The organism is Pseudomonas sp. Con_6 (genome assembly GCF_059379395.1).
Map to the genome: position 1 here is coordinate 963,544 of NZ_CM182011.1, position 21,101 is coordinate 984,644.

A 21,101-nucleotide genomic window follows, 5' to 3' on the forward strand; every position below is an offset into this window, starting at 1 on the left:
GGGTGGGTTTTACGTTGACAAGCGCGGGAAACGCTGTCGATAATCGGTCTAGTCGTACGACAACCTACAACAACCAATAACAAGACAGAGCCGGCCATGACCACCACTCCGTTCAATCGCCTGCTGCTCACCGGAGCCGCAGGCGGCCTGGGCAAGATCCTCCGCGAACGCCTGCAAGGCTTCACCGAGGTTCTGCGCCTGTCCGATATCAGTCCCATGGCCCCAGCAGCCGGCCCTCACGAAGAAGTCGTGACCTGCGACCTTGCCGACAAGGCGGCGGTGCATGCCCTGGTGGAAGGCGTCGACGCGATCCTCCACTTCGGCGGCGTGTCCACCGAGCATTCCTTCGAGGACATCCTCGGCCCCAACATCTGCGGCGTGTTCCATATCTACGAGGCCGCACGCAAGCACGGGGTCAAGCGCATCATCTTCGCCAGCTCCAACCACACCATCGGTTTCTACCGCCAGGACGAGCGCATCGACGCCCGTTCGCCGCGCCGTCCCGACAGCTACTACGGCCTGTCCAAGTGCTACGGCGAGGACGTGGCCAGCTTCTACTTCGACCGCTACGGCATCGAGACCGTCAGCATCCGCATCGGCTCGTCCTTCGACCAGCCACAGAACCCGCGGATGCTCTGCACCTGGCTGAGCTACGACGACCTGACCCAACTGATCCAGCGCGGCCTGACCACGTCGGACGTCGGGCACACCATCGTCTACGGCGCCTCCGACAACCGCACCGTGTGGTGGGACAACCGCTACGCCGAGCACCTGGGCTACGTGCCCAAGGACACCTCCGAGGTCTTCCGCGCCCAGGTGGAGGCCCAGCCGGCACCGGCCGCCGATGATCCTTCCATGGTCTACCAGGGCGGCGCCTTCGTCGCGGCTGGTCCCTTCAACTGATCCCGCGCGCCAGGAGGCAAGCCCATGAATTGCGAACTGATCGTCGACGCCCGCAACGGTACCGGCGAAAGCCCGGTGTGGCACGCCGGCGAGCAGGCCCTGTACTGGGCTGACATCCCGGCGCGCCAACTGCATCGCTGGCGTGCGGCCGATGGCAGGCATCAGGTCTGGCAGGGCGACGAGATGCTTGCCTGCATCGCCCGCTCCGGCGACGGCTGGGTAGCCGGCATGGAGAGCGGGATCTTCCAGGTAACCGCCACGGCCGATGGACGTCTCGACAGCCGCCTGCTCAGCCCGGTGACCCATGCCCGTGACGGCATGCGCTTCAACGATGGCCGCTGCGACCGCCAGGGACGCTTCTGGGCCGGCACCATGCTGATGGACATGCAGCAGGGCGTCCCGGTCGGCGCGCTGTACCGGCACGACGGCGAAGGCTGCCTGCACCGGCAGCTCGACGGCATGCTGGTGCCCAACGGCCTGGCCTTCAGCCCGGACGGCAGGCGCATGTACCTCTCCGACTCGCACCCGAGCGTGCAGACCATCTGGGTCTTCGACTACGACATCGACACCGCCACGCCCCACAACCAGCGGGTGTTCGTCGATATGCACGGGCATCCCGGTCGTCCTGACGGCGCCGCCATCGACGAGGACGGTTGCTACTGGATCTGCGGCAACGATGCCGGGTTGATCCACCGTTTCACCCCTGACGGGCGCCTCGACCGCTCGCTGGAAGTGCCAGTGAAGAAGCCGGCGATGTGCGCCTTCGGTGGCGCCGGCCTCGACACCCTGTTCGTCACCTCGATCCGCCCGGCAGGTGATCTTTCCGATCAGCCTCTGGCCGGCGGCGTGTTCGCCCTGAACCCCGGCGTCAAAGGCCTGGAGGAACCCGCTTCGCGCACCTGAACGCCTCACCGCTGGACAACGCAGTCATACGAGCCAAACCGAATAACAACAAAACACGGAGCTTCATCATGACCTTCAAACGCAAGCTGCTTCTCGCTGCGCTTCCTTTCGTCTTCTCCGCATCCGCTTTCGCTGTGGATATCAAGTTCGCCGACGTCCACCCGGCCGGTTACCCGACAGTGGTCGCCGAGCAGAACATGGGCAAGAAGCTGGAACAGGCCAGTAATGGCGAAATCACCTTCAAGATGTTCGCCGGCGGCGTGCTGGGGTCCGAGAAGGAAGTCATCGAACAGGCGCAGATCGGTGCCGTGCAGATGGCCCGGGTCAGCCTGGGCATCGTCGGGCCGGTGGTGCCGGATGTGAACGTGTTCAACATGCCGTTCGTGTTCCGCGACCATGAACACATGCGCAAGGTCATCGACGGCGAGATCGGTCAGGAGATCCTCGACAAGATCACCAATTCAGAATTCAACCTGGTCGCCCTGGCCTGGATGGATGGCGGCACCCGCAGCCTCTACACCAAGAAGCCGGTGCGCTCGCTGGAAGACCTCAAGGGCATGAAGATCCGCGTGCAGGGCAACCCGCTGTTCATCGACATGATGAACGCCATGGGTGGCAACGGCATCGCCATGGACACCGGCGAGATCTTCAGTGCCCTGCAGACCGGGGTAATCGACGGTGCCGAAAACAACCCGCCGACCCTGCTGGAACACAACCACTTCCAGAACGCCAAGTACTTCACCCTCACCAGTCACCTGATCCTGCCGGAGCCGGTGGTGATGTCGAAGACCACCTGGAACAAGCTGACCCCTGACCAGCAGGCGCTGGTGAAGAAGGTCGCCCGCGAGGCGCAGTTCGAAGAGCGTGCACTGTGGGACGCCAAGTCCGCCGCCAGCGAGGAAAAGCTCAAGGCAGCCGGTGTCGAGTTCATCGTGGTCGACAAGAAGCCGTTCTATGACGCCACTGCCTCGGTACGCGAAAAATACGGCGCGCAATACGCCGATCTGATGAAGCGCATCGACGCCGTTCAGTAACCCCTTCCACATCGACCCTGGTCGCGCAGCCCGTGTTGCGCGACCGCTTTGGTGATGCCTATGAAATCGTTCTTTCTGCGCCTGAACGACACGCTGTACCGCAGTTGCATCTGGGTGGCGGGCCTGTCGGTCCTGGCCATGACCCTGATCATCCCTTGGGGCATCTTCGCCCGTTACATCCTCGGCACCGGCTCCAGCTGGCCGGAGCCGGTGGCGATCCTGCTGATGGTGGTGTTCACCTTCGTCGGTGCCGCCGCCAGCTATCGCGCCGGCGCGCACATGGCGGTGTCGATGGCCACCGATCGCCTGCCACCGGCCTTGCGTGGCGTGGTCGCCATGCTGGTGCAGGTGCTGATGGTCCTCGTGTCGCTGTTCATGATCTGGTACGGCGCCAAGCTGTGCATCACCACATGGAACCAGTTTCTTGCCTCGCTGCCGGGCGTGCGCGTGGGCATGACCTACGCACCGATCCCCGTCGGCGGCCTGCTGACCCTGAGCTTCGTGCTGGAAAAACTCATGCTGGGCGACCAGAGCCACCGCAAGGTGGTGCGTTTCGACCTGGTGGAAGAAAACGAAGGAGCTGCATAAATGGATGCCTTCATTCTCCTGGGCAGCTTCATCCTGCTCATCGTCATCGGCATGCCGGTGGCCTACGCCTTGGGCCTGGCCGCGCTGATCGGCGCCTGGTGGATCGACATCCCGCTGCAGGCGATGATGATCCAGGTCGCCAGCGGGGTGAACAAGTTCTCCCTGCTGGCCATTCCGTTCTTCGTCCTGGCCGGCGCGATCATGGCCGAGGGCGGCATGTCCCGGCGCCTGGTGGCGTTCGCCGGGGTGCTGGTGGGCTTCGTGCGGGGCGGGCTGTCGCTGGTCAACATCATGGCCTCGACCTTCTTCGGTGCGATCTCCGGGTCGTCGGTGGCGGATACCGCGTCGGTGGGTTCGGTGCTGATTCCCGAGATGGAGCGCAAGGGCTATCCGCGGGAGTTCTCCACGGCGGTGACCGTCAGTGGCTCGGTGCAGGCGCTGCTGACCCCGCCCAGCCATAACTCGGTGCTCTACTCGCTGGCGGCGGGCGGTACGGTTTCCATCGCCTCGCTATTCATGGCCGGGGTCATGCCCGGGTTGCTGCTCAGCGCGGTGATGATGGGCCTGTGCCTGCTCTTCGCCAAGAAGCGCAACTACCCCAAGGGCGAAGTGATCCCGCTGCGCCAGGCACTGAAGATCGCCGGTGAGGCGCTCTGGGGCCTGATGGCCATGGTCATCATCCTTGGCGGCATCCTCTCGGGCGTGTTCACCGCGACCGAATCGGCAGCGGTGGCGGTGGTCTGGTCGTTCTTCGTGACCATGTTCATCTACCGCGACTACAAGTGGCGCGACCTGCCCAAGCTGATGCACCGCACGGTGCGGACCATCTCCATCGTGATGATCCTGATCGGCTTTGCGGCGAGCTTCGGCTATGTCATGACCCTGATGCAGATCCCGTCGAAGATCACCACGGCGTTCCTGACCCTGTCGGATAACCGCTATGTGATCCTGATGTGCATCAACTTCATGCTGTTGCTGCTGGGCACGGTGATGGACATGGCGCCGCTGATCCTGATCCTGACGCCGATCCTGCTGCCGGTGATCAACGGCATCGGCGTCGACCCGGTGCACTTCGGCATGATCATGCTGGTGAACCTGGGTATCGGTCTGATCACGCCACCGGTGGGGGCGGTGCTGTTCGTGGGATCGGCCATCGGCAAGGTGTCCATCGAGTCCACGGTGAAGGCGCTGCTGCCGTTCTACCTGGCGCTGTTCCTGGTGCTGATGGCGGTGACCTACATTCCTGCAATTTCTCTCTGGCTGCCTAGCGTGGTTCTGTAAGAACCAGGGGGCCGCAACGCGGCCCCAAAACGCTAACCGAACGGACTCTGCAAATGGCTGTTCCCTCCGCTGCACCCGCGCTGTTCCCGCGCAAACTGGCGATCGCGCTTCTCGCGCTGCTGGCCTGTTCCTTCGCCGGCAACCATATCGCCGCGCGCTTCGCTTTCGATGACGGCACCGGCGTATTGCTCGCGATCCTGTGTCGTTCCGGAATCACCTTGCTGGTACTCGCCGGCTTGCTGGCCTGGCAGCGCCAACCGCTGGCCGTTCCGGCCGGTGCTCTGCGCTGGCAACTGTTGCTCGGCCTGCTGATCGCCACCCAGAGCCTGTGCCTGTATTCGGCCGTGGCACGGATTCCGGTGGCGCTCGCCTTGCTGGTGGGCAACACCTTTCCGATGTTGCTGGCGCTGCTGAGCTGGGCCCTGGGCGGACCCCGTCCCACTGGCCGCACCGTACTGTTCATGGGCCTGATTCTCTGCGGACTGGTGCTGGCCCTGGACGTCCCGGCACGCCTGGCCGACAGCGGCGCGGCCAACCCGCACTGGACCCTCGGCGTCAGCCTGGCCTTCTGCGCCGCCTGCGCCTTCGCCTGCGCGCTGTGGATCACCGATCACAAGCTGGCCGCCCTGCGCGGGCCGGTGCGCAGCCTGCTGACCCTGGTCATCGTCTTCTCCAGCATGCTGGTCGCCGGCATGAGCGGGGTGATGCCGGCCGGCTTGTCGGCGCCCGGCAGTGGCACCGGCTGGCTGGCGCTGGCGAGCCTGGTTGTGCTCTACGGCGTGGCCTTCACCTTGCTGTTCGTCTGTGTGCCAAGGCTGAACATGGCGCAGAACGCACCGGTGATGAATATCGAACCCATCGCCACCCTGCTGCTGGGCTGGGCCTTGCTCGACCAGCAACTGAGTGGCCTGCAACTGCTTGGCGGCGCGGTGGTGGTGGCGGGCATCGTCCTGCTCACCTGGCGCAAGAGCGGCTGAGACCTTTATCCACAGGAGCCTTCGATGGCCTTATCCGAGTTGTATCTGCAGGATCGCCTGACCCGACTGAGCATCGCCCCCGAACTGGGCGGCAGCCTGGTCAACTGGGAGGTGCGGGCGACCGGGGAGGCGCTGCTGCGCCCTGCCGACGAAGAGGCCAAGGCGGCGGGGACGCCGCGGCGGCTGGGCTGCTACCCGCTGCTGCCCTGGTCCAACCGCATCGCCGGGGGCGGCTTCGAGCGTCCCGATGGCTGGCAGGCGCTTGCACCGAATACCGATCATGATCCCTATCCGATTCACGGCAGTGCCTGGCAACAGGCCTGGCAGGTCGATCATCACAGCGAGCGGCGGGTGCGCCTGACCCTCGACAGCGAATGGCCGTTCGCCTACCAGGCGACTCTGGATGTGCATCTGCACGAAGGCTGCCTGAACCTGGACCTGCATGTGACTCATCTGGACGAGAAGGCCAACTGGTACGGGTTGGGGCTGCATCCGTATTTTCCGCGTCATCCGCAGACCCGTTTGCGGGCGGCGGCGCGTCGGGTGTGGTTGGCAGAGGAGGGCGGCTTGCCGTCGTACGAGGCAGAAATTCCCGAGGACTGGGCGTTCCCGGCGCTTGCGGCGTTGCCGGAGCGGCAGGTGGATCATGCGTTCAGTGGCTGGACGGGTGATTGCGTGATCGAGCAGCCGGGTTATCGGCTGGAGTGCCAGGCCACCGGGGCCGACTACATGCTGTTGTTCTGCCCGCAGGACAAGCCGTTCTTCTGCGTGGAGCCGGTGAGCCATCCGGTCAATGCCCATCATCTGCCGGGACGGCCGGGCTTGCGCCTGTTGCAGCAGGGAGAGGAGGCGAGCCTCGGGTTCAGGCTGCAATACCAGCCAGCCTGACGCTTCTGCAGAACAAAACATAACTCATTGGATTAGCGAGGACTGTGTGGGAGCTGGCTTGCCAGCGATTACGGTAGTGGACTCACCATCGCAATCGCTGGCAAGCCAGCTCCCACAGGGGCCGCGTTGAGCAATAAAAAGGGCCGCGATTGCGGCCCTTGTCTTTTGTGGGATCAGGCGATGGCCTGGTTGCTTCCGGCGGTAGTCGTCGGGAGGGGGGCAGGTGCCGCAGTCACTTCCTTCGCCACCTTCCACACCAGCACCGCAGCCACCACGTCGAACGCCGCCAGCACCACGAACAGCGGGCTGTAGCCGATCTGCGTGACGAGGATACCGAAGGCCAGGGTGAACACGGTCGCCCCGAGATACCCGCACATGCCGCCCATGCCGGTGGCGGTGGCGACCTGGTCGCGGGTGAACGAGTCGGAGGTGATCGAATACAGCGCGCCGGACAGGGTCTGGTGGGCGAAGCCGCCGATGCACAGAAGCAGGATCGCGGTGTACGGGCTTTCTACCAGGCCGATGCAGGCCGGGCCGATCATGCAGCTGGCGCCGAACAGCAGGACCAGCTTGCGCGAGGTGAACAGCGACACCTTGAAGTGACGATGGAAGAACGGGCTCAGGTAGCCGCCGAGCACGCAGCCGATGTCGGCGGCCAGGAACGGCAGCCAGGCGAACATCGCCACTTCCTTGATGTTCATGTGCCGTTCGGTCATCAGGTACAGCGGGATCCAGGCGTTGAAGGTCTGCCAGGCCGGCTCGGAAAGGATGCGCGCCGAGGCGATCGCGTAGAAGTTGCGGGTCTTGAAGATCTTCTTCCAGGCGCCTTTCTCGCGTTTTTCCTGTTTGAAGTGGGCTTCCTGGCCGGACAGGATGTGCTCGCGTTCCTCGTCGCTCAGGCGTTTCTGGTCGCGCGGTTGCTTGTACAGCCACATCCACAGCAAGGTCCAGACGATACCCGCAACCCCGACCAGGACAAACGCCAGTTGCCAGCCGCTGTGCAGGATCGCCCACACCACCAGGGGCGGAGCGAGCAGGGCGCCGAACGACGAACCGATGTTGAACCAGCCGATCGCGACCGAGCGTTCCTTGGCCGGGAACCATTCGGTGGTGGCCTTGACCCCGGCAGGCAGGCCGGCGGCTTCGGTCATCCCCAACAGCCCGCGCATGAACGCCAGGCTTTGCCAACCCGTCGCCATGGCGGCGCCCGCGCAGGCGGCCGACCAGGCCAGGGCGAACACGGCGAAGCCCATCTTGGTGCCGATGAAGTCGATCAGCCAGCCGGCGATGGGCTGCATCAGCGCATAGCAGAACTGCCAGGCGGCGACGATCTTGGCGTATTGCTCGGTGGTGATGGAAAGGTCGGTCATCAGGGTGGGGGCAGCCACCGAGAGGGTGTTGCGGGCGAGGTAGTTGACGACAAGCCCAGCCGTGACAAGGCTGACCATCCACCAACGGATGCCTTTTATTTTCATGGATCACCTGGAGTTATTTTTAGAGGTGCGAATGCTTGTCCCGGCGCTGGCAGAGCGATTTGAGACAAATTGTTTCAAGGCAAGGATGGCATGTTGTGTGTCGTCGTACAACATTATTTCGGTATGAGCGTGCTGGGGTTATTACCGAAACGGCATGTCTTGAGGGTTTTAGCTGGATTTGAGGTACGTCGGATGGCGGCGGGAATGGGTTTTATGCTTTGTTGTACGATCTCGTTCGGCGTTTGCCGCTGTTCGGCGCGCCGGTTTCCGCAAAGGCTGCGGGGTAGGCGTCGTCGCTGCTCTCGTCTTTCACCCAGGCCAAAACAATTACCTTGCTCGGCCCGTGATACCGGAAAAACAACCGATGCTGCTGGAAGAGATTGGCTCGAAACCAGTGCTTGTGGTCTTCGCCTTGGCGGTACTCAGGCTTTCCCGGGTCTTGGGGAATGATGTCGAACGCCAGTCGGGTGATGGCAGCAAGGCGCTTGGTGGCGTTCTTCTGAAGGTAGGTTGTGGGGTTTTTCTGCCTCAGCGACTCGACCTGTCGCATCAGGCTTTCAAGCTGATCGAGGAAGAGCGGGTGGGCGAAAACAGTCCATCCATGAGCAACGAGTCGAGGTGAGGGCTCCGCCGTCATTCGTCTTCCTCGGCCAAGGGGGAATCGAGGTCGATCTCCACGTCACTCACCAAGGCCTGAAGACGTGCCACGAATTCAGTGTCGAGGGCTTTGAGGTTCTGAGGGTGACGTGCGATATCGCTCGCCAGGAAATTCAGGAACTCGCCGATCACGGGATCATCCTCCTGGGGCTCGACCCGGGTGAGCATCACCTCACCGTTCGGGCGGATGGTGTAGTGAATCTTGTCCCGCTTGTTCAGGCGCAACGCACGACGCACGGTTTCCGGAACAGTCGTTTGATAACGGTCCGTGAGGGTGGATTCGACTTCGAGTGTGCTGATCATGCCCTGCTCCGGCTGATGCTGAGGATGGGCGGATGGTAATGCGACTGCATTGTCTGAGCAACAAGAGGCTGACGTATGGCAGGCAGGCACAAAAAAGCCCGCACAAGGCGGGCTTCTCTGAGTATTTGGTGGAACCGGGGGGATTTGAACCCCCGTCCGCCAGTACTCCGCTGTCGGTACTACATGCTTAGCCGTGTCTATTGAGTTAATCCGCAGCCGCCCGACGGGCAGGGTGCTTTGGACGAGTTGTGTAAGTTTTAGCCGCTTCGTCCACAACGTACTGCACGGCGATCCTGTTCTGTATGACAATCATTTCGGGTTTACAGGCATCCCCTGATGATTGCTGGAGCCGAAGCTACCAGAAGGGCGGGCTCGGCTGCTTACGCAGCGAGAGCGTAACCCTCGAAGGTTTCGTCATTGGCAACTATAGAAAGTTGCAACAGTGGATTTACGAGTTCTGTTACCAACTCGGCATGCACCTAGAGTTTCGTGACCGGCGTCGAATCCTAATCGGCCCCATTTTCAACGCTAAGCTGGCGCTTTCTCAAGCGCGTAGGGCGGAGTATACGCCATCATCCGGGCGACGTATACCATCGCCCGGACGCTCTGGCTCACTCGCTGCCACCACCCTTGGTGGTGTTCTGCAGGTCTTGCAGGGCCTTGGTGGTGAGGGCAATGCAGTCCTTGTCGTTGCCGGCGGTTTTCGCGGCCCGCGCATCGTCGGCCTGCTCCTTGACCGATTTGACCAGGTCTTCGGAAGTGGCGCCGAGGCTGGCCAGCTGATCGTCGATCTTCTGCAGGTTGGCGGTGCACAGGTCATCCGCCGCGAACACAGGGGAGGCAAGCAATGTGGCGGCCATGAACAGTCCGGTAATCGCAGTACGCTTCATGTGAATCTCCTTGGCTGAAAGAGTGGCCCGGGGAAACGTCGGGCCTGATGGGTGGACTGCGCCATTCGCCAGGGAGTTCAGAGGAATATCGTGACCGGTTGGCTTGTTTCCCAACCGGTCGTCGGACGCGTCTCAGATCGCCCGCGCACGGGTTACCCGGTCCACCAGGTAGACCAGCCCGTGGTAGTCGATCCCTGCATGGGTCGACAGGCCGATCTCGCAGGTACGACTGGTGGAAATCCCTTCCTCGCAATACTGCACCGCGTCCTTCAGGCTACGCAGCGAGTGGGCGTTGAGTTCCGGCGTGGTGAAGCCCTTGTCGCCTGCGAAGCCGCAGCAATGGATGCCCTCCGGGATCACCACCTGCTTGCTGCACAGGCGCGCCAGGTCGATCAGCGCCTGGCTTTCGCCCAGGTGCTGGGTGCTGCAGGTCACGTGCACGGCAATCGGCGCTTCCTGCGGGGTGAACTCCAGCTTGTCCAGCAGATGGGTGCGGATGAAGCGCACCGGGTCGTAGAGGTCGAGCCGGGTTTCCGCCAGGTCCTGGACCAGGCGCAGGGTGCACGGACTGGTGTCGCAGTAGATCGGATCGAGGCCGCCGCGGCTGGCGTGAAGCAGGGCGCCGATCAGTTCCTGGCGCTTGTGCTCGGCCTGCTCGGCGTAGCCCTTGGAGGCGAATGGCTGGCCGCAGCAGAGGCTGTCCTGGTTCTCCGGGAAGACCACCTGGTAGCCGGCCTTCTCCAGCAGCCCACGGGTCTTGTCCAGCAGCGAGGTCTGCTCGCGGTCACCCGCCGCAGGGCCCATGACCCGCGACACGCAGGCGGCCAGGTAGACCACCCGTGGCCGGGCGTCGTTGGCGGCGATGCTGGCGACCGGGTTCTTCAGCGGTTGCGGCATGGCGGGCGTCCACTGCGGCAAGCGACCGTTGCTGACCTTGCTCAGCGACCGGCTGATCTGTCCCAGGCGCGGCGCGCCAAGCAGCCGGCGCGCACCGTTGGCGACGCGCAGGGTCAGGCGTGCACCACTCAGCGCGGTATGGAAATTCTCTGCCAGCCAGTCTGCGGTCTTGCCGTGGTGGGCAGCCCGGCCGCGCAGCTTCTTCACCAGCTCGCCGGTGTTGATGCCCACCGGGCAGCGTTGCGCGCACAGCCCGGTGGCGGCGCAGGTGTCGATGCCCTGGTATTGATAGTCGCGTTCCAGGGCCGAGGTGTCTTCGCCGGCGCGTTTCCTCGCCTGGATATCGCGCCACATGACGATGCGCTGGCGCGGGCTCAGGGTCAGTCCCTTGGACGGGCACACCGGCTCGCAGAAACCGCACTCGATGCACTTGTCGACGATCTCGTCGGCGGCCGGCAGCGGTTTCAGGTTTTTCAGATGGATATCCGGGTCTTCGCTGAGCACCACGTCCGGGTTGAGGATGCCGTTGGGGTCGAGCAGGCGCTTGAGTTTCCACATCAGCTCGTAGGCATCCCGGCCCCATTCCAGCTCGACGAAGGGCGCCATGTTGCGCCCGGTGCCGTGCTCGGCCTTCAGCGAGCCGCCGAACTCCACCGCCACCAGTTGCGCCACGTCGTCCATGAAGGCCTGGTAGCGAGCGACTTCCGCGGCGCTGTTGAAGCCCTGGGTGAAGACGAAGTGCAGGTTGCCTTCCAGCGCATGGCCGAAAATGATCGCCTCGTCATAGCGGTGTTTGTCGAACAGCTGGATCAGGCGATTGACGCCCTCGGCCAGTTGCTCGACCGGGAAGGTGACGTCTTCGATGATCACCGTGGTCCCGGTCTGACGCACTGCGCCGACGGCGGGGAAGGTGTCCTTGCGAATTTTCCACAGCAGGTTGTAGACCGCCGGGTCCTCGCTGAAATCGACCTTCTGCTCCAGCGGAAACTCGGCGATGGACGCCATGATCTGCGCCAGCTGTTCGTGCAGCAGCGTCTGGCTGGCGGCGCGGGATTCGATAAGCAGGGCGCAGGCATTGGCCGACAGGCCTTTCACCCATTCCGGCATGCCCGGCTTGTCCTGCACCGAGCGCAGGCTGCGGCGGTCCAGCAGCTCGACGGCGGACACCGGTTGCTGCTTGAGCACGGTCACCGCGCGGCAGCAGCTTTCCACCGTGGTGAAGACGATCAGCGCCGAGGCCTTGTGCGGGTGGTCGGGAACGGTGTCGTAGGTCACTGCGCTGATAAAGCCGAGGGTGCCTTCGGAGCCGACCAGCAGGTGCTGCAGGATATCGAGCGGTTGGTCGTAGTCCACCAGTGCATTCAGCGACAGGCCGGTGGTGTTCTTCAGCCGGTACTTGTGCCGGATGCGCTCGGCCAGCGCGGTGTTGGCGCGGGTTTCGCGGCCGAGGCGGGCGAGCTCCTGCAGCAGGTCGGCGTGGCTGCTTTGGAAGGCGGCCACGCTGGCCGGATCCTCGCTGTCCAGGCGCGTGCCATCGGCCAGTACCAGGCGCAGACCGGCGAGGGTGTGATAGGTGTTCTGCGCGGTGCCGCAGCACATGCCGCTGGCGTTGTTGGCGACGATGCCGCCGATCTTGCAGGCGTTGATCGAGGCCGGGTCGGGCCCGATCTTGCGTCCGAACGGCGCCAGCCAGGCGTTGGCCTGGGCACCGATGACGCCGGGCTGCAGGCGGATCTGCTCGCCCTGGCCGCGGATTTCGCGGCCGTTCCAGTTGTCGCCGAGGACGATCAGCACCGAGTCGCTGATGGCCTGGCCGGACAGGCTGGTGCCGGCGGCGCGGAAGGTCACCGGGACGCGCTCGCGCTGGGCGAGCTGGATCAGGCCGACCACTTCGTCTTCGGATTCGACCCGCACCACCAGCTTGGGAATCAGCCGGTAGAAGCTGGCGTCGGTGCCGAAGGCGAGGGTCGAGGTGGCGTCGTCGAAGCGGCGGTCGGCGGGGATCAGGCGCTCGGCATCGCGCAGGAACGCGGCGGGCAGGCTCATGCAGTCTCCTCGCGGGGCCACGGCGTCTGGCGCGCCGCGTGCCCCGGTCAATCAGGCGGTAGGGTGAGGCGGGCGCGCTCAGGCGCCCAGTTCGCGGACCAGCGAGTCGCGGGTGATCTCGCTGATCGACTTGGCGCCGGTGAGCACCATGGCCACGCGCATTTCCTTCTCGAACAGCTCCAGCAGGTTCTTCACCCCGGCTTCGCCGTGGGTGGCCAGGGCGTAGAGGAAGGCGCGGCCGATCAGCACGGTGTCGGCGCCGAGGGCGATCATGCGCACCACGTCGAGGCCGCTGCGGATACCGGAGTCGGCGAGGATCTTCAGGTCGCCCTTCACCGCGTCGGCGATGGCGGGCAAGGCGCGAGCGCTGGAGAGCACGCCGTCGAGCTGGCGGCCGCCGTGGTTGGAGACGACGATGCCGTCGGCGCCGAATTTCACGGCGTCCTTCGCATCTTCGGGGTCGAGGATGCCCTTGATGACCATCGGGCCATCCCAGAAATCACGAATCCATTCCAGGTCTTTCCAGGAAATGGATGGGTCGAAGTTGGCCCCCAGCCAGCCGATGTAGTCGGCCAGGCCCGTAGGGTTGCCACGGTATTTGGAAATGTTGCCGAGGTCGTGGGGGCGGCCCAGCAGGCCGACATCCAGTGCCCATTGGGGGTGGGTCATGGCTTGCCAGACACGACGCAGCGGCGCGTTCGGGCCGCTCATGCCGGAGTGGGCATCGCGGTAGCGGGCACCCGGGACGGGCATGTCGACGGTGAACACCAGTGTGGTGACGCCGGCGGCCTTGGCCCGTTCCAGGGCGTTGCGCATGAAGCCGCGGTCCTTCAGGACGTAGAGCTGGAACCACATCGGCCGGTCGATGGCCGGCGCGACTTCCTCGATCGGGCACACCGACACCGTGGACATGGTGAAGGGGATGCCTTTCGCCGCCGCCGCACGTGCGGCCTGCACTTCGCCGCGCCGGGCGTACATGCCGGTGAGGCCGACCGGGGCCAGGGCCACGGGCATGCTCAGCTTCTCGTTGAACAACTGCGTTTCGAGACTCAGCTCGGACATGTTCTTCAGCACGCGCTGGCGCAGGGCGATGCCGGCCAGGTCTTCGACGTTGTGACGAAGGGTGTGCTCGGCGTAGGCGCCACCGTCGGCGTAGTGGAACAGGAACGGCGGCAGCTTGCGTTGGGCCGCGGCGCGATAGTCGGTGGAGGCAGAAATGATCATGAGATCTCGCAACTATTTGTGTGAGAAGGCAACTGCCGGGCGCTTGGGAAAAGCGCCCGGCCCCTGTCACTTTAGTGAACCAGCATGCCGGTCAGCCAATACGCCTGGATCAGGGTGATCAGGCCGACGATGGTGGCGAAGAACAGGCTGTGCTTGAGGGTGAAGCGGAACAGGTCCGATTCCTTGCCCACCAGGCCGGTGGCGGCGCAGGCCACGGCGATGGATTGTGGCGAGATCATCTTGCCGGTCACGCCGCCGCTGGTGTTGGCCGCGACCAGCAGGGTGTCGTTGACCCCGATCTGGTGTGCGGTGGTGGCCTGCAGCGAGCTGAACAGGGCGTTGGACGAGGTGTCCGAACCGGTCAGGAACACGCCCAGCCAGCCGAGGAACGGCGAGAAGAACGGGAACGCGGCGCCGGTGCCGGCCAGGACCAGGGCCATGGTCGAGGACATGCCCGAGTAGTTGGTGACGAAGGCGAAGGCCAGGACCATGCCGATGGACAGGATCGGCCAGCGCAGCTCGTAGAAGGTCTCCTTCAAAGTGGTCAGACCAGTTTTGAAGTTGATCTTCAGGACCACCATCGAGATCAGCGCGGACAGGAAGATCGCGGTGCCGGTGGCGGAAATCGGGTCGAGCTTGAACACCGCCGGGATCGGCGTCGGGTTGGCGACGATCGGTGCGGTCTTGATCACCAGTTGGTCCAGGTGCGGGATGGCGAAGTTGAACACCCAGTTGTACATGGCGCCGCCGCTGGCGAAGGCAGCCTTGAACGGTTTCAGGGTCCAGATGGTGACCAGCACGGTGAGGATCAGGAACGGCGACCAGGCCTTGAAGATCTCACCCAGGCTGTACGGGGTCGGCTGGCTGCCGCCCTTGACCACGGCTGCGCCGACGCTGGCGGTGGCGGTGGTGAAGGAGTTCTTCGGCTGCCAGACCTTGAGGAACAGGGTCAGGGCGATCAGCGCGGCCAGGGCCGAGGTGATGTCCGGAAGTTCAGGACCGATGAAATTCGAGGTGAAGTACTGGGTGACGGCGAAGCTCAGGCCGGCGACCAGAGCGGCAGGCCAGGTCTCCTTCACGCCTTTCAGGCCGTCCATCATGAACACCAGCCAGAACGGCACGAACAGCGACAGCAGCGGCAGTTGGCGGCCGGTCATGGCGCCGATGTGGAAGGCGTCGATACCGGTGACCTGGCCGGCCACGATGATCGGGATGCCCAGGGCGCCGAAGGCCACCGGCGCGGTGTTGGCGATCAGGCACAGGCCGGCGGCGTACAGCGGATTGAAGCCGAGGCCGACGAGCAGGGCTGCGGTAATGGCAACCGGCGCACCGAAACCGGCCGCGCCTTCCAGGAAGGCGCCGAAGCAGAAGCCGATCAGCAGGACCTGCAGACGCTGGTCGTCAGTGATCGACAGCACCGAGCTGCGGATCACTTCGAACTGGCCGCTCTTGACCGTCAGTTTGTAGAGGAACACCGCAGCGACGATGATCCAGGCGATGGGCCACAGACCATAGGCAAAACCGTAGCCGGCAGCGGCGAACGCCATGTCGGCAGGCATCTGGAAAGCGAAGATCGCCACCAGGATCGACAGGGCCAGGGTGATGCTGCCCGCGATGTGTCCCTTGAGTCGGAACACGGCCAGCGCCAGGAAGAAGAAGACGATTGGAATGACCGCCGCCAGGGCGGACAGGCCAAGACTACCAAGCGGACTATAGAGTTGTTGCCAGGTTTGCATGTGGGATGGCCCCTAATTGTTGTTGGTCAGGCACTGGCATTGGTTAATTGGTAATACCAATTTACAATGTCGAGGCGCTAGGTTAAAAGCCTCCCTGTGGGTGTGTCAATTTGTCCCCGCAAAACTTTCGTCGAAGGGCGTGGGAAGGTGCTGACTGAGTGGTAAGGAAACTTGCCAACTGATGGGTGTAGCGAAGGGCTGGATGCGCCAGAATAGGCGCCCCCGAACTGACTCGGGATTGTGGAGAGCACGTGATGGTTTTCGATCAGGTCCGCCAGCGCCGTTTGTCCGACGATATCGTCGAGCGGCTGGAAGGGATGATTCTTGAGGGCACCTTGACCGCCGGCGAGCGGTTGCCGGCGGAGAGGGCGCTGGCTGAGCAGTTCGGGGTTTCCCGGCCGTCACTGCGCGAGGCGATACAGAAACTGGTGGCCAAGGGCATGCTGGTCAGTCGCCAGGGTGGAGGCAACTATGTGGCCGAGGCGTTGGGCACGACCTTCAGCGATCCTTTGCTGCACCTGCTCGAAAGCAATCCGGAAGCTCAGCGCGACCTGTTGGAGTTTCGCCATACCCTGGAGGCGTCATGCGCCTATTACGCGGCGATGCGCGCAACCGATGTCGATCGGGAGCGGCTCAAGGCGGCGTTCGATACCTTGCAGGACTGCTATACCCGCAATGACGAAGTGAGCCGGGCCGAGGAGGGCGCGGCTGATGCGCGGTTCCACCTGGCGATTGCCGAGGCCAGTCATAACGCGGTGTTGCTGCATACCATCCGTGGGCTGTTCGATCTGCTCAAGCGCAATGTGGTGACCAATATCGGCGGCATGTACAAGCAGCGTTCGGAGACGCGCGACATGCTGATCAGTCAGCACCGCGATCTTTATCTGGCGATCGTCGAAGGACGTGCGCAGGATGCGCGTGAGGTGTCGAGCCGGCACATTCTGTATGTGCAGGAGGTGCTGGAAGAGGTGCGGCAGGAAGTGCAGCGGGTGGCGCGGGCGGAGCGGCGCAAGGGGCGTTGATTCTGCTTCGTCAGTGACGGCCCCATCGCTGGCAAGCCAGCTCCCACAGGGACCACAGTGCTCTTGAAAGCAATGGAGATCCTTGTGGAAGCTGGCTTGCCAGCGATTAGGCCCTGGGGGGCAGGAGAACTAGTCTTCCCGCCCTTTGTTACGCACCGCGCGCTGCAGTTCGCGATCGGAATCACGCTCGCGCTGGGTATCGCGCTTGTCGTATTCCTTTTTGCCCTTGCCCAAAGCAATCTCGCACTTGATCAAGTGCTTGCTCCAGTACATGGACAGCGCGACGCAGGTGTAGCCCTTCTGCTGCACGCCAACGAACAGACGCTCCAGCTCGCGACGGTTCAGCAGCAGCTTGCGGGTGCGGGTCGGGTCGGCGATGACGTGGGTACTGGCGGTCGTCAGCGGAGTGATGTGGCTGCCCATCAGCCAGGCTTCACCGTCCTTGAGCAGCACGTAGCTGTCCACCAGGTGAGCCTTGCCAGCGCGCAGGCTTTTTACTTCCCAACCGGACAGGACCAGTCCGGCCTCGAATTTGTGTTCGATGAAGTAATCGTGTCGCGCTTTCTTGTTCTGCGCGATGGTCCCTGTCGGATGTTTCTTTTGTTTGGCCATAGGGGCGGCATTATAGGCAGTCGTTGCGTCGTCGGCTACGGGGTCCTGTGTGCTTGAGCCATTGGGATGAATCCCGGACAATGCGCGGATTTTTCACGGTGAATCTGTTGTCGCTTGCTATGTGGCAATAGGCTGGTTGCTAGGCGTCCTATTCTTTGTTCTAGTGTCGCCGCTTCATTTTTTCGCTCGTTTTCACTCGATTTTGGACATGACGCCTGGATGACTACCCATATTCAACGGTCGGCCCTGCTGCCTTATCCCGCTCAGGCACTCTACGATCTGGTCAATGATGTAAAGCGCTATCCAGAGTTCCTGCCTTGGTGTTCGGGCAGCACGGTGCTTGAAGAAAGCGAGAGCCACATGCGTGCCAAGGTCGAGGTGGCGAAGGGCGGTATCAGTCAGCATTTCGTTACGTGCAATGTGCTGGTGCCGGGACGGTCGATCGAGATGAACCTTGAGGAAGGCCCGTTCAGCCAGTTGCATGGCTTGTGGGTATTCAAGCCGCTGGGGGATAAGGCTTGCAAGATCAGCCTTGACCTGTCCTTCGAGTATTCCGGTGCTCTGGTGAAGGCGACCCTGGGGCCATTGTTCAACCAGGCCGCCAATACCTTGGTCGATGCGTTCTGCCAGCGTGCCAAGCAGCTCAACGGCTGACGCCGAGCGGACACAAAAAAGCCCGAACATGTTCGGGCTTTTTATTGCGCGGTCCGAAATTACTCGGTGCGTAGCGGTTCCTGGACTGGGACCGGCATGACTTCGATGGTGTCGACGTCGCGCTGGATCTTTTCTTCCAGCGAGCCTGGGCGGGCAGGTTTTTCCTGTTTTGCCGGCTGGGATTGTTTCTGTTCCGGCTGGCTGACGGTGGTGTTGCTTTCGTTGCCAAGAATTTCCTGGTCGCGGCTCACGCCCGGCATGAAGTCGCCGGACAGGCTGGCCAATTGGTCGTTCTCGTTGAAGAAGATGCTGATGCGCTCTTGCTGACGCTCACCGCCACCGGGCTGCAGGCTGTACAGATAGTCCCAGCGATTGGTGTGGAAGGTGTCCTGGATCAGCGGGTTACCCATGATAAACCTTACTTGCCGACGGGTCATTCCGGGGCGCAATTGGTCTATCATGTCCTGCGTTACGACATTGCCCTGCTGGATGTCGATTTTGTAAACCCCGGGAAACGAGCAACCGGCGAGTGCGAGCAGTCCCACGAGGGTGAGGCTGGTTAGCAAGAGCTTGGTGTTTTGCATCGGTGGGCGACTTCCACTATCTTGGCTGGACAACGTAAACCCCGATCATACCCGTATTCAGAGAAGCTGCGAAGCAGCATCGGCGAGAAAGCTGACCATGGTTGAAAATAGCGAACTGCGCAAAGCCGGTCTCAAGGTGACCCTGCCTCGAGTCAAGATCCTACAGATGCTCGACTCCACCGAGCAGCGCCATATGAGCGCTGAAGATGTCTACAAGGCATTGATGGAAGCTGGAGAAGACGTCGGCCTGGCCACGGTCTATCGTGTCCTGACCCAGTTCGAGGCGGCGGGCCTGGTCGTGCGTCACAACTTCGACGGCGGTCACGCTGTATTTGAGTTGGCGGACGGCGGCCACCACGATCATATGGTCAATGTGGATTCCGGTGAGGTGATCGAGTTCTTCGATCCTGAAATCGAGAAGCGTCAGAAGGAAATCGTCGCCCAGCACGGTTATGAGCTGGTTGACCATAATCTGGTGCTGTACGTCCGCAAGAAGAAGTAACAACTTGCGATAGAAACAAAGAAGGCGACCCTCGGGTCGCCTTCTTTGTTTTGGGGTGATCAACCCTTGCTGGTTACCACCATCTTTTTCGCATGGGCGATGGATTCCTTGGTCAGGTCGATGCCGCCGAGCATCCGCGCCACTTCCTCGACCCGCTCGCGCTTGCCCAGGCTGGCGACTGCCGTGTGGGTTGCGTCGCTGTTGCGCACCTTGTGCACGAATAGATGATGGTGGCCCTGCGCCGCAACCTGCGGCAGGTGGGTCACGGTCAGCACTTGGCCGCGCTCGCCGAGTCGGCGCAGCAACTGACCGACGATTTCTGCGGTCGGGCCGCCGATACCCACGTCTACTTCATCGAAGACCAGGGTCGGGATGCGCGAGGTCTGTGCGGTGATCACCTGGATCGCCAGGCTGATCCGCGACAGCTCACCACCCGAGGCGACTTTTGCCAGGCCCTTCATTGGCTGGCCCGGATTGGCGCTGACCAGCAACTCGACTTGCTCCAGGCCGTGGGGGTGAAGGTCCTTGTCGTTGCCGGGACGCAGCTCGATGCAGAAGCGTCCGCCCGGCATGCCCAGGCGCTGGATTTCCTGCTCCACGGCGGCGGCGAGCTGGCCGGCTGCGGTCTGGCGTAGAGCGCTGAGCTCGCCGGCTTTCTCTTGATAATGGCGGGCGTAGGCCTTGAGTTCTTCTTCCAGGCGGTCGATGGATTCGTCGTTGGCGTTCAGGCTTTCCAGTTCTTCGCCCAGGCGCTGTTGCAGGGAAATCAGCTCGCTGGGGTGGATGCGGTGCTTGCGCGCCAGGGTGTACAGGGTGTCGAGGCGCTCTTCGAGTTGCTGCAGGCGCATCGGGTCGGCATCGAAATTGTCGAGGAAGCGGTTGAGCTCACCCACGGCCTCTTCGACCTGGATCTGCGCGCTGGCGATCAGGTTCACGGCTTCGCCCAGGGCTCGTGGTGCGTTCTGCACTGCGGTCAGGCGATTGAGGCTGGCAGTCAGGGCGCTGAGCACATTGCCCGAGTCGCTCTCGCTGCAATGCTCGATGACCTGGCGGCAGATACCGAAAAGTGCCTCGGCATTGGTCAGATTCTTGTGTTCCTGCTCCAATTGCTCCAGCTCGTTCTCGCCCAGCCCGAGGTTGTCCAGTTCTTCCAGTTGGTAGCTGAGCAACTGGTGGCGGGCGCGTTGCTCGTCGCCGGAGTTGCACAGGCGGTCCAGCTCGACCCGGGTCTGTCGCCAGCGCTGCGCAGCAAGCTGTACCTGGCGTGCGAGATCGGTGGCGCCGGCGTATTCGTCGAGCAGGCGGCGGTGGGTGTCGGTCTTCAGCAGCGATTGGTGCTCGTGCTGGCTATGGATATCGATCAGCAGTTCGCCTACCGCCTTGAGGTCGCCGAGTGGGCAGGGCGTGCCGTTGATGTAGCCGCGACTGCGGCCTTCAGTGGTGATCACCCGACGCAGGATGCACGGGCCGTCGTTGTCCAGGTCGCGCTCGGCGAGCCAGGTGCGAGCCTCGGGGATGTCGCCCAGGTCGAAGGTGGCGAGGATGTCCGCCTTGTCCGCGCCGGGCCGCACCACGCCGCTGTCGGCGCGATCGCCCAGGGTCAGGCCGAGGGCGTCGAGCATGATCGACTTGCCGGCCCCGGTTTCGCCGGTGATCACGCTCATGCCGCGGGCTAGTTCGAGGTCGAGGTGTTCGACGATGGCGTAGTTGTGGATGGACAGGTGCACCAGCATGCGGGCGGCTCCCAGAAAAAGGTCTGGTTATTTATACAGTGTTTTTGTTTTTTCTGACAATGCCCGCCCTTAGTCCGATTCGCTCGACGGCGACTGCTTTTGATCGCGGACAGTTATGTCGCCCGCACATTGCTGTTCAATCCCCCTTGAAGCCGCTGTTTGCGCCCCCATATAGGCCGGCAGATGCGCGAG

20 protein-coding genes and 1 other RNA gene are annotated in these 21,101 nt (G+C 63.1%); 10 read left to right on the forward strand and 11 right to left on the reverse strand.

The window, feature by feature from the left end:
* The first annotated feature begins 96 nt into the window (after nt 1-96).
* The 7 genes from AC5QPF_RS04465 (at nt 97) to AC5QPF_RS04495 (ending at nt 6,574) form a co-directional block, all read left to right on the forward strand.
* Nucleotides 97-903, forward strand: a complete 807-nt coding sequence (locus AC5QPF_RS04465; protein ID WP_494962183.1) for an NAD-dependent epimerase/dehydratase family protein — start codon at nt 97-99, stop codon at nt 901-903.
* A 24-nt stretch (nt 904-927) separates the two neighbouring features.
* Complete coding sequence (locus tag AC5QPF_RS04470; protein WP_494962184.1) at nt 928-1,806, forward strand: glucurono-1,5-lactonase; 879 nt, start codon at nt 928-930, stop codon at nt 1,804-1,806.
* Nucleotides 1,807-1,874: 68 nt separating this feature from the next.
* The gene (locus tag AC5QPF_RS04475) at nt 1,875-2,840 is read left to right on the forward strand and encodes a TRAP transporter substrate-binding protein DctP (protein WP_494962185.1); all 966 of its coding nucleotides are present in this window, start codon (nt 1,875-1,877) and stop codon (nt 2,838-2,840) included.
* 60 nt (nt 2,841-2,900) lie between these two features.
* Complete coding sequence (locus AC5QPF_RS04480) at nt 2,901-3,428, forward strand: TRAP transporter small permease subunit (RefSeq protein WP_494962186.1); 528 nt, start codon at nt 2,901-2,903, stop codon at nt 3,426-3,428.
* Nucleotides 3,429-4,709 carry a TRAP transporter large permease subunit gene (locus tag AC5QPF_RS04485; RefSeq protein WP_494962187.1) on the forward strand — a complete coding sequence of 427 codons (1,281 nt, stop codon included), beginning with the start codon at nt 3,429-3,431 and terminating at the stop codon, nt 4,707-4,709. It abuts the gene before it with no gap.
* A gap of 53 nt (nt 4,710-4,762) precedes the next feature.
* Entirely contained in the window at nt 4,763-5,686 is a 924-nt protein-coding gene (locus AC5QPF_RS04490) for an EamA family transporter (RefSeq protein WP_494962188.1), read from the forward strand.
* Between the two features lie 24 nt (nt 5,687-5,710).
* A complete protein-coding gene (locus AC5QPF_RS04495; protein ID WP_494962189.1) occupies nt 5,711-6,574 on the forward strand; it encodes an aldose epimerase family protein in 864 nt (287 codons plus the stop codon).
* Nucleotides 6,575-6,747: 173 nt separating this feature from the next.
* On the opposite strand, the gene AC5QPF_RS04500 is transcribed toward AC5QPF_RS04495, so the two are convergent.
* The 8 genes from AC5QPF_RS04500 to AC5QPF_RS04535 all read right to left on the reverse strand — a co-directional run bounded on the left by AC5QPF_RS04500 (nt 6,748) and on the right by AC5QPF_RS04535 (nt 15,802).
* Nucleotides 6,748-8,049, reverse strand: a complete 1,302-nt coding sequence (locus AC5QPF_RS04500) for an MFS transporter (protein ID WP_494962190.1) — start codon at nt 8,047-8,049, stop codon at nt 6,748-6,750.
* A 211-nt stretch (nt 8,050-8,260) separates the two neighbouring features.
* Nucleotides 8,261-8,686 carry a type II toxin-antitoxin system YhaV family toxin gene (locus tag AC5QPF_RS04505; RefSeq protein ID WP_494962191.1) on the reverse strand — a complete coding sequence of 142 codons (426 nt, stop codon included), beginning with the start codon at nt 8,684-8,686 and terminating at the stop codon, nt 8,261-8,263.
* Nucleotides 8,683-9,009 (reverse strand): type II toxin-antitoxin system PrlF family antitoxin, encoded by a 327-nt coding sequence (locus AC5QPF_RS04510; protein WP_494962192.1) that lies wholly within the window; start codon nt 9,007-9,009, stop codon nt 8,683-8,685. Before AC5QPF_RS04510 ends, AC5QPF_RS04505 begins: the two co-directional genes overlap by 4 nt.
* Nucleotides 9,010-9,135: 126 nt before the next feature.
* Nucleotides 9,136-9,527, reverse strand: a transfer-messenger RNA (tmRNA) gene (gene ssrA / locus AC5QPF_RS04515).
* A 93-nt stretch (nt 9,528-9,620) separates the two neighbouring features.
* Nucleotides 9,621-9,899, reverse strand: coding sequence for a PA2433 domain-containing protein (locus AC5QPF_RS04520; RefSeq protein ID WP_494962193.1), 279 nt, complete (start codon nt 9,897-9,899; stop codon nt 9,621-9,623).
* A 132-nt stretch (nt 9,900-10,031) separates the two neighbouring features.
* Nucleotides 10,032-12,842, reverse strand: coding sequence for an FAD-linked oxidase C-terminal domain-containing protein (locus AC5QPF_RS04525; RefSeq protein ID WP_494962194.1), 2,811 nt, complete (start codon nt 12,840-12,842; stop codon nt 10,032-10,034).
* Nucleotides 12,843-12,920: 78 nt separating this feature from the next.
* The gene (gene lldD, locus AC5QPF_RS04530; RefSeq protein ID WP_494962195.1) at nt 12,921-14,066 is read right to left on the reverse strand and encodes an FMN-dependent L-lactate dehydrogenase LldD; all 1,146 of its coding nucleotides are present in this window, start codon (nt 14,064-14,066) and stop codon (nt 12,921-12,923) included.
* A gap of 71 nt (nt 14,067-14,137) precedes the next feature.
* Nucleotides 14,138-15,802, reverse strand: a complete 1,665-nt coding sequence (locus tag AC5QPF_RS04535) for a lactate permease LctP family transporter (RefSeq protein WP_494962196.1) — start codon at nt 15,800-15,802, stop codon at nt 14,138-14,140.
* A gap of 254 nt (nt 15,803-16,056) precedes the next feature.
* Here AC5QPF_RS04535 and AC5QPF_RS04540 point away from each other — a divergent pair, with 254 nt between their 5' ends.
* Nucleotides 16,057-16,824, forward strand: a complete 768-nt coding sequence (locus tag AC5QPF_RS04540; protein ID WP_494962197.1) for a GntR family transcriptional regulator — start codon at nt 16,057-16,059, stop codon at nt 16,822-16,824.
* 129 nt (nt 16,825-16,953) lie between these two features.
* Here AC5QPF_RS04540 and smpB read toward each other — a convergent pair whose 3' ends face one another.
* Nucleotides 16,954-17,436: an SsrA-binding protein SmpB gene (smpB, locus tag AC5QPF_RS04545; protein ID WP_476744423.1), complete on the reverse strand. Its 483-nt coding sequence runs from the start codon at nt 17,434-17,436 to the stop codon at nt 16,954-16,956.
* A 219-nt stretch (nt 17,437-17,655) separates the two neighbouring features.
* On the opposite strand from smpB, the gene AC5QPF_RS04550 reads away from it, so the two are divergent.
* On the forward strand, nt 17,656-18,090 hold the full coding sequence (locus AC5QPF_RS04550) for an SRPBCC family protein (protein ID WP_494962198.1): 435 nt from the start codon (nt 17,656-17,658) through the stop codon (nt 18,088-18,090).
* A 59-nt stretch (nt 18,091-18,149) separates the two neighbouring features.
* Here AC5QPF_RS04550 and AC5QPF_RS04555 read toward each other — a convergent pair whose 3' ends face one another.
* Entirely contained in the window at nt 18,150-18,674 is a 525-nt protein-coding gene (locus AC5QPF_RS04555) for an outer membrane protein assembly factor BamE domain-containing protein (RefSeq protein WP_494962199.1), read from the reverse strand.
* 97 nt (nt 18,675-18,771) lie between these two features.
* Here AC5QPF_RS04555 and fur point away from each other — a divergent pair, with 97 nt between their 5' ends.
* Nucleotides 18,772-19,176, forward strand: coding sequence for a ferric iron uptake transcriptional regulator (fur, locus tag AC5QPF_RS04560; protein ID WP_042125706.1), 405 nt, complete (start codon nt 18,772-18,774; stop codon nt 19,174-19,176).
* 59 nt (nt 19,177-19,235) lie between these two features.
* Here the strand turns inward: fur and recN are convergent, their stop codons facing one another.
* Nucleotides 19,236-20,909: a DNA repair protein RecN gene (gene recN / locus AC5QPF_RS04565; protein ID WP_494962200.1), complete on the reverse strand. Its 1,674-nt coding sequence runs from the start codon at nt 20,907-20,909 to the stop codon at nt 19,236-19,238.
* Between the last annotated feature and the right edge of the window lie 192 nt (nt 20,910-21,101).